We start from the raw sequence: 7,685 nt of genomic DNA, 5'->3' as shown, positions 1-7,685 counted from the left end.
CCGGCGGCGGGGATGACGGCCTTCCGGACCGTGCGGGGGTTGCTGTTTCCACTCATGCGCACAGATTAGCGATGCCTTCGACAGGGTTCCCAAACTGAAGCGTCACGCTTCGCGGTGCATGACGGGCATTCTGGGATCCACGCGTGCTTCAGGTATACGTCCCAGCGGAGTTCGGGCGTATGTCCCAGTGAAAAGGGACAATCGCACGGGCATCTGCTTGCTACGGGTTCCGTCCACTGTCCCGCCTCAATGCACCACGATCCGGCGCTGAAACCCCTATTTCGACGCAGTATCCCAACTGCGGCACGGCAGATCCGCCGTCGCTCCCGCTCCGACTTCACGAGAGGTTCATCACTTCTTTTGCTTCCGCACGCCGTTGCCCGTCATGCTGACTTCGCGACGACACTCCAGGTCAGATCGCATTTCAGTTCATCGGGGCGTTTCCGTGACGGGGGTCACGGGCGCTGCCCGATTCGCAGGGGGAAGCATGAGATCGATCCAGTCCTTGGTGCATGACGCCTACAGTCGCCGCCGTACGGCCGTCATTGCGATGGCCTTGTTGCTGACGGCCCTGGTGCCCACCGCCGTCGATAGCCTCGCCCGGCCCAACCTGACGTTCCTGGCCGCAGCCGGCGCTCTGCTGGTCCTCGGTGTCGTGGCGGTGATGATGCGCGGTGGCACCACCGGAATGGTCGGTGATGACCCGGATTCACCGGTGAGCTCGCGTGGCGGGGTGAACCTTCTGCTGTACCTCTCGCCGGTGATCTTCCTCAACATCGTGTTTCCGCTGGTCAGTCCCCGCATGGCTGAGTCCTCGATCGGGGGGGTCCAGATGACCTACGTCGTGCTGGCCTCGTCGATCACTGTTCCGTGGCTGGCTCAGGCAGCGTGCATGCCTGCCTACCGTGCCATCGGCGGGCTGATGGCCGAACGCGACATGGATCGGATCACCCGCCGTTTCTGCGAGGTATGGCCCGCGATGTTCCTGCAGACGCTGCCGCTGGTCGGCCTGTTCGCGGTGCCGCTGTGGCTGGCGACCGGCTGGTCTGCTCAGGCCATGGGTGCCTACCTCGTCCTGTGCGGAGCACACGTGCTGTTCGTGCAGTCACTGGTGCTGGCCAACGTCGGGGAACGGCGTGGCCTGTGGGCTCTTGCATGGGGGTCGTACGCCGTGGCGCTGGCGCTGGCGCCGACACTGTGGATCCTGCCGCCGATGCTGGCCGCTGCGACCCAGCTCGCGGCGATGGGCAAGCATCTGGTCCACGTCCGGTCTTTCGAACGCCTGGGGCACCGCAGCTTCGCCGGCGACGTGGTCAGGGGCCTGTTGCTCGGCTCGGTCCTGTGGGCGGACAAGTTCGTGCTCTTCATGGTCACCGAGGGAACCTTTCAGGTGGTCGTGGTCTTCATGGCCATGCTCCCGGCTGTGCTGGCCTACAACTTCTACTTCGTGAACCTCGCCCCGAACGTGGACCGCGCCGTGGCCGGACTGCACCGGGCCATCGAGCGGGAACCGTTGCCGGTGCTGGCCTCGCACTCCACCCTGCTCAGCCACATCGTCGACCGTGCGGTGCTTCGCACGGCAGCCGTCGGGATGGTGCTGACCCTGGCGGCCTCGATGCTGCTGGGCGGCCTCCGACCCGAGCACGCGCTGCTGGCCGTAGCCGTGTCGGTGGCCTCCTGGACGTTCATGATGCTCACCCTGTTGGGCTACGAGCTGGACTACATCGGAGAGAAGATCACCGCCCAGGTGCTCAGCGCCGCGCATCTGCTCGTGTGCGTACTGGCCTTCACGACTCTGGGTGCCAACGGGGCCTACGGCGCCCTGCTGGTGGCCGATCTTGCGCTCGCTGCCGTGGCCTGGGCGCTGTACAAGCGCCACTGGGTCCAGCCCGAGTACACCTTGTTCTGGCGCCACGCCACCTCCTGGTAATTCCCTTCGTACCGCCGGTTGCCGTCCGTTGCAGGACGACGAGCCGGAACAGTCACTGCGATCTCCGGCCGAGTGCATACCGGTCACAAACACCCCGCCCTTGAGGAGCCACTGGCATGTACCCCTTCACCGTCTCCCGCGCCAAGCACCGCGCCACCACCACTGCCACCGATATTCTCGCCCTGCTGCCGGCCCAGCAGCGTCGGCAGGAGTACGTGGACGTGGACGTGGCCATTGTCATGGAATCCACCTATCCCTATCTCAAGGGTGGGGTGTCCGCTGTCGTGCACGACATCGTCATGGGGAACCCCGACCTCACCTACGGCATCATCCACATCTCCTGGGACTCGTCGAGTCCGCAGGAGGACCTCTACGGCATGCCGGAGAACGTCAAGTGGGTGCGGGTGGTCTATCTGAGCATGCAGGAGCACCGGCACGACTTCATGTCCGTCCGGCCCAAGGATCTGGACATGAACTCCGCCCAGCGCGCCGAGCTGTCGCACCGCATCTTCGACGCTCTGTACGCCCTGTCCGAGCGACGGGAGATCGAGCCGCTGTGGCAGCTCATCGACGAGGGTCTCAACGAACGCACCCGGCAGTATCCCCTGTGGGCCATTCTGGGTTCTCGGGAGTTCATGCGCGCCCTGACCGAGCGCATGCCGCAGTTGGGACTGTCACTGTCGGAGTCCTTCTGGGTCCTCCGTGGCTTCTTCTCCCTGGCTTACGCGGTGCTCGGAGAGACCATGCCGAGGGCGCGGGTCTACCACGCGCACACCACCGGATACGCCTCTTTGCTGGGGGCCGCCGCTGCCCGGGACCACGGCACATCCTTTTTGCTCACGGAGCACAACCTGTATGTCCGTGACACGGTCAACACACTGCTGGACCGGAACATGGCACTGTCCATCACGTCCCAGGACTACCGCACTTTCGAGGTCACCGCCGAGCAGCGGGCGTGGATGGCCTGGTGGACCGAGATGGGGCACTTCTGCTACCCCAGCGCCCAGGTCATCACCTACCTGTACCCGACCGCCATCACCGAAGCCGCCGAGCTGGGCACGGACATCGACAAGTCGGTGGTACTGCCCAACGGCATGACCATCGAGGAGTTCGAGGAGAAGTACCACGCCCGCCAGGCCGCCGTGGAAAAGATCGCAGCGAGCCGGGAAGACCACACATGGAGGCTCGTCTACATCGCCCGAGTCGTACCCATCAAGGGCCTCATGGACCTGCTCTCCAGCATGGAGATCCTCAAGCGGTACGGATACCCGAACCTGCACCTGGATGTTCTCGGCCCCACCGAGCACGCGCCGGAATACTACGAAGCCTGCCTGGCCAAGATCGAAAGCCTCGGGCTGGAGGACATGGTGACCATCCACGGCACGGTCAACGTCCGGGACATGCTGGACCAGTTCGACCTGCTGGTGCTGCCCAGCTACAACGAAGGCCAGCCCATCGTGGTGCTGGAGGCCATGGCCGCCGGCATCCCCACTGTCGGCACGAACGTGGGCGGCATGAGCCAGCTCGTCGCCGAGGACCTGCGCACCGCTGATGGGCGGACCTGGGGGGCCTGCGGGGAACTTGTTTCTGCCGGCGACATCGAGAACATGGCCCGCCAGATCCGCACCGTCATTGAGGACACGGAACGCTATCGCGCCTACTGCGCCAACGCCCGCGGCCGTGTGGAGGACTTCTTCCAGCTCCACGAAGTCATGGCGTCCTACAATCAGCTCTACCGCATGCTCGGGAACATGAACACGGAACGCAACTTCCAGTACTGGGGCGAAGAGCACCTGACACCGGAGAACGCCTCGTGAACGGGGTCGGCGCCTGGATCCGCTACGGCGACCCGATCACCTCAGAGCAGATCGACTTCGCTGCCGAGCACTACCGCGCGGCGATCCTGCAACCGTGGGAGCTGGCGGCTGCGGCGGAGCTGAAGACGCGTCGACCGGACATGACGGTGCTGTGCTACAAATGCCTGTCGTCCACCCGGAGCTACGAGCCCGGCCCCCTCTACAGCTCTGGCGTCTCCTATGCCGAGGCGGACGAGCAGTGGTTCGCCCGCCGCGAGGACGGGCAACGGATCGAGTGGGAACGCTACCCCGGCCACTGGCAGATGACCGTCTGGTCACCCGCCTATCGGACCCGGTGGGTCGACAACGTCACCGCAGAACTCGCCGACTCGCCTTTCGACGGCGTCATGGCCGACAACGACGTCTTCGACGACTACTACGGCCTGCAACTGCCCATTGACGGCGCCCGTTCAATGGCCGAGATCCGCGACGGACTCGACGAGATCGTTCACGCCGCCGGCAAATCGCTCAACGACGTGGGCAAGGTGCTGATCCCGAACATCGCCGAATCCCGTCGGCAACCCGGACGATGGAGCGCCCACGCCGCCTACGGGGGCGGATTCGAAGAGGTGTGGCTGGGCTACAGCCCCACCGATCTGTTCGACCCGGATACCGCAGAAGCCCAACTGTCCCAGGCCGCCGGACCAGGACTCAGCATCCTGCGGGTCCCTACCGACGGCAATGATCAGCACCCCAATTTTCAGTACGGACTCGCCGCGTTCTGGATCTTCGGCGAAGGACGGGGTGCGTACTCGGCCACCGCGCACGACGACTACAACCACACCCAGCACGTGGCTGAGCTCGACTGGGACCTCGGCCGGCCTCTTCAGGACCCCGTTCGCAGAGGGCACAGCTGGTGGCGGGAGTTCACCGGAGGGTGGGCCGCGGTGAACTTCAACATGGACGGGCGCCGGCGACGTCGCATCAAGGTTCCTGCCGGCATGGTCGACGTCCACGGCGACCCCGCGGGCTCCTATCTGGTGCTTCCCCCCCACCGTGGACGGATTCTGCGACGCGCCTGACCCACCCCGGGAATCGCTTACGCAAGTAAAGCAGTCGCGTGGGTCATGATGTGCACATGAAAACGATGGCTGTCGCCACTGTGTTGCTCACTGGCCTGCTCACCACCTCGACCACTGGCCCGGCTCCTGTGGTCACCTCCGAGTCGTCCCCCACCGCGACCGGTGAGAAGTCCGACAAGTTGCCGGCGTACCTGCAGGGCTACCGGCAGGGCCAGCTGCTGTGCCCAGCCGGTGCGCTGACCGGGAAGGTCTCCGTGGCCATCATCGATCCCATGATGGCCACCACCGACGCGCCTGGGGACTGCACCCTCACCGACATGAAGGCCGCCAACCCGGACACCCAGTTCCTGGCCTACCTCAACGTGGGCGCGATGCGGCCCTGGGAGCACTGGAACGGCATCTTTCAGAACTCCTGCGCCGACATGGGCGAGGCCCGCAGCGCCAAGTTCGCCGTCACCACCGAGAACCCGGATGTGGCCACCACACCCGCAGGACACGCCGGGTACCCCGACTTCTCCTATCTGACCGTCGCCGACCTCTCGCCCGCCTACGCCGAGGCCTGCGCGGAGACCGTCCACCGCATTCTCACCACCGACGCCGAACGCGGCATCACCGACGCTCCGCCGGCGCGCTTCGACGGCATCTTCCTCGACGACACCGCGCTCTCACCGGCGCACGGCCAGGACATGGTCGACATCGGTCAGTGGGGCCCGTGGGCCGACGACGACGCCTATGGACGGGCCATGATCGACGTGGTCACGCGCATCGACGCCGATCTCAAGGAGTCCATGGGCACCGACGTCCCCGTAGCGATGAACCTGGGGCTGTACCCGGCCTGGCGCAACCAAGTGGATCTGGCCGTGGAACTGGCAGCCACCGGTGCCGTGGACTTCGCCCTGCGCGAGCACAGCATTGCCGACAGCGAGGGACGCCCTTTCTCCGCAGAGCGCCTGCACGAGGAGTCGGCAGCATTCCGGACCATCACCGCCGCGGGGCTGCCGATCGTCCAGCACGACTACTCCGTCTCCCTCCGCCAGTTGTCCCCCTCGGCATATGACCGTGGCCTCGCCATCGACGGCACCGCGGCATGTCTCCAGGACGACTCGGCCGATCGGGAACGAGTAGTGGCAGCAGCGGACCGCCGACGCACCCTCGACCACCGGCTGACCCTGGGCAACGTCCTGCTGAACCGCACCCCCGAAACGGCGACCATGACAGCGGCTCTCGGACAGGCTGAGCCCACCTGTCAGGACAATGCCTGGGACGACGACCGACACTGGGAAGAGGTCACGCGAGCCTCCGTGGACACCGCGGACCCGCAGGTGACGGCACTGACCTCTGCCGTCACAGCCTCCGCCTACCCGATCGCCGCGCCGTTCCACGACAACGGCGTTCTCGTCACCAAGCTCTCCGACGGGAGCGTCCTCGCCATCAATCACAACGCCGACACCCGGAAGGTCTCCGCCTTCAGCACCCAGATCACCGTCCCCGGCCGATCCGCCGCCGTGGGCTGACCGCGCGATGGGCAGGGCAGTGCCGGAGCTTCGACTCCCTCAGGGGCGGACACGATCGATGAAGCGCTACTGAGGCAGGGCCGGTCCGGGCTCAGGCCTGCCCGAGCGCCTGGACGAGGTAGGCGACGTTCATCCGCAGGATCTCCAGCGCGAGGCCGGAGTCGATGTGCTCCAGGGTGTCGCCGGCGGTGTGGATGCGGTCGTTGGCGCCGTCGGCTCCTTCGATCGTGAGCACGGCGGGCACGCCGCCGTCGATGAACGGCACGTGGTCGCTGTTGAAGGGCAGGAGGCTGGTCTGCACGGTCAGGCCCGTGTGGGCCTGCGCCGCGGCGGCCAGCTCCTCCAGCACGGCCTGGGACACGGCGGCGCCCTCGAGCAGCACCGTGGGCGAGGGCGTGTTCCGGCCGGCGATCATGTCCATGTTGACGACCGCGTGGATGCGGCCGAGTTCCGCCGGGTCCAGCTCCGCCACGTAGTGGCGGCTCCCGAACAGTCCCTGCTCCTCGCCCCCGAACAGGATCAGGCGCAGGTCCCGGGAGCCGCGGTGGTCCTGCAGGGCCCGGGCGACGGCGAGCACGCCGGCGGCCCCGGACCCGTTGTCGTCCGCGCCCGGTGCGGGGCCGGCGGTGCCCTCCCGGACGTTGATCGAGTCGAGGTGGGCCGTGACGAGCACCGCGCGGCCGTCCCCGCCGGTCCCCGGCCGCTCGGCGATCAGGTTCTGCGTGTCCCCACCGGGCAGGGCGACCGTCTGGATCCGCGTGGCCCAGCCCAGTGCGCTGAGCACGTCGCGGGCCCAGTCGAGCGCGGTGCGGAACTCCGTGCTCGTCGAGTGCCGCGTCCGGAGCGCGGCGAGCGTGCGCAGGTCCGCCTCGAACGCGTCGCGGGACACGGCGGCGACGTGCGGTTCCGCCACGGCCCGCGTCCGTGCGGGTGCCAGTGGCCGTTGCTCGAACACCACGGTGTCGGCCGGCAGAGGGCGGACACCGAAGCACGGCAGATGCCGCTCGACCGGCTCGACGATCCTCCCGGCCTCGGCCGGGTCGAGGTCGACGACGAGGTAGCGTCCCCGGTCCACCAGGACCGGGACCTCGGGGTGGGCCTGCTGGAACTGGCGGCCGTTCTGGATCACCAGGTGCAGGCGGGCGGTGGGGACCTCGACCCGCTCCGCGGGGGCGCGGCCGGCGCCCGTCCGCTCCAGCTGGGCCGGCGCCCCGGTCACCAGGAGCGTGTCGCCGAGCCGCGTCCAGGCGGCGCCGGCGCCGGTGGCCGCGGCGGTCAGTGTCCGCAGTGCGTCTCTTCGGGCGAGGCCGGGCTCGTCGTCGTTGCCGGAGGTGTTGCCCAGGTCGAAGCGGACGATCGTCAT

The 7,685-nt window shown here is 67.3% G+C and carries 5 protein-coding genes; 4 read left to right on the top strand and 1 reads right to left on the bottom strand.

Annotation, left to right across the window (positions count from 1 at the left end; translation table 11 throughout):
• Positions 1-487: 487 nt before the first annotated feature.
• From ABD220_RS00600 to ABD220_RS00585, 4 genes are all read left to right on the top strand, one after another.
• The gene (locus tag ABD220_RS00600) at positions 488-1,930 is read left to right on the top strand and encodes a hypothetical protein (RefSeq protein ID WP_344118884.1); all 1,443 of its coding nucleotides are present in this window, start codon (positions 488-490) and stop codon (positions 1,928-1,930) included.
• Between the two features lie 116 nt (positions 1,931-2,046).
• Complete coding sequence (gene pelF, locus ABD220_RS00595) at positions 2,047-3,747, top strand: GT4 family glycosyltransferase PelF (RefSeq protein WP_344118882.1); 1,701 nt, start codon at positions 2,047-2,049, stop codon at positions 3,745-3,747.
• Positions 3,744-4,808, top strand: coding sequence for a putative glycoside hydrolase (locus tag ABD220_RS00590; RefSeq protein WP_344118880.1), 1,065 nt, complete (start codon positions 3,744-3,746; stop codon positions 4,806-4,808). The genes pelF and ABD220_RS00590 overlap by 4 nt, the downstream gene beginning before the upstream one ends.
• A gap of 65 nt (positions 4,809-4,873) precedes the next feature.
• Positions 4,874-6,322, top strand: a complete 1,449-nt coding sequence (locus ABD220_RS00585) for a hypothetical protein (RefSeq protein ID WP_344118878.1) — start codon at positions 4,874-4,876, stop codon at positions 6,320-6,322.
• Positions 6,323-6,413: 91 nt separating this feature from the next.
• Here the strand turns inward: ABD220_RS00585 and ABD220_RS00580 are convergent, their stop codons facing one another.
• A complete protein-coding gene (locus tag ABD220_RS00580; RefSeq protein ID WP_344118876.1) occupies positions 6,414-7,685 on the bottom strand; it encodes a M28 family metallopeptidase in 1,272 nt (423 codons plus the stop codon).

Origin of the sequence: Kocuria aegyptia (assembly GCF_039530085.1) — a bacterium.
Classification (GTDB): Bacteria; Actinomycetota; Actinomycetes; order Actinomycetales; family Micrococcaceae; genus Kocuria; species Kocuria aegyptia.
The sequence above is the reverse complement of the archived record's forward strand: the minus strand, read 5'-3'. Positions and strand labels throughout refer to the sequence as shown.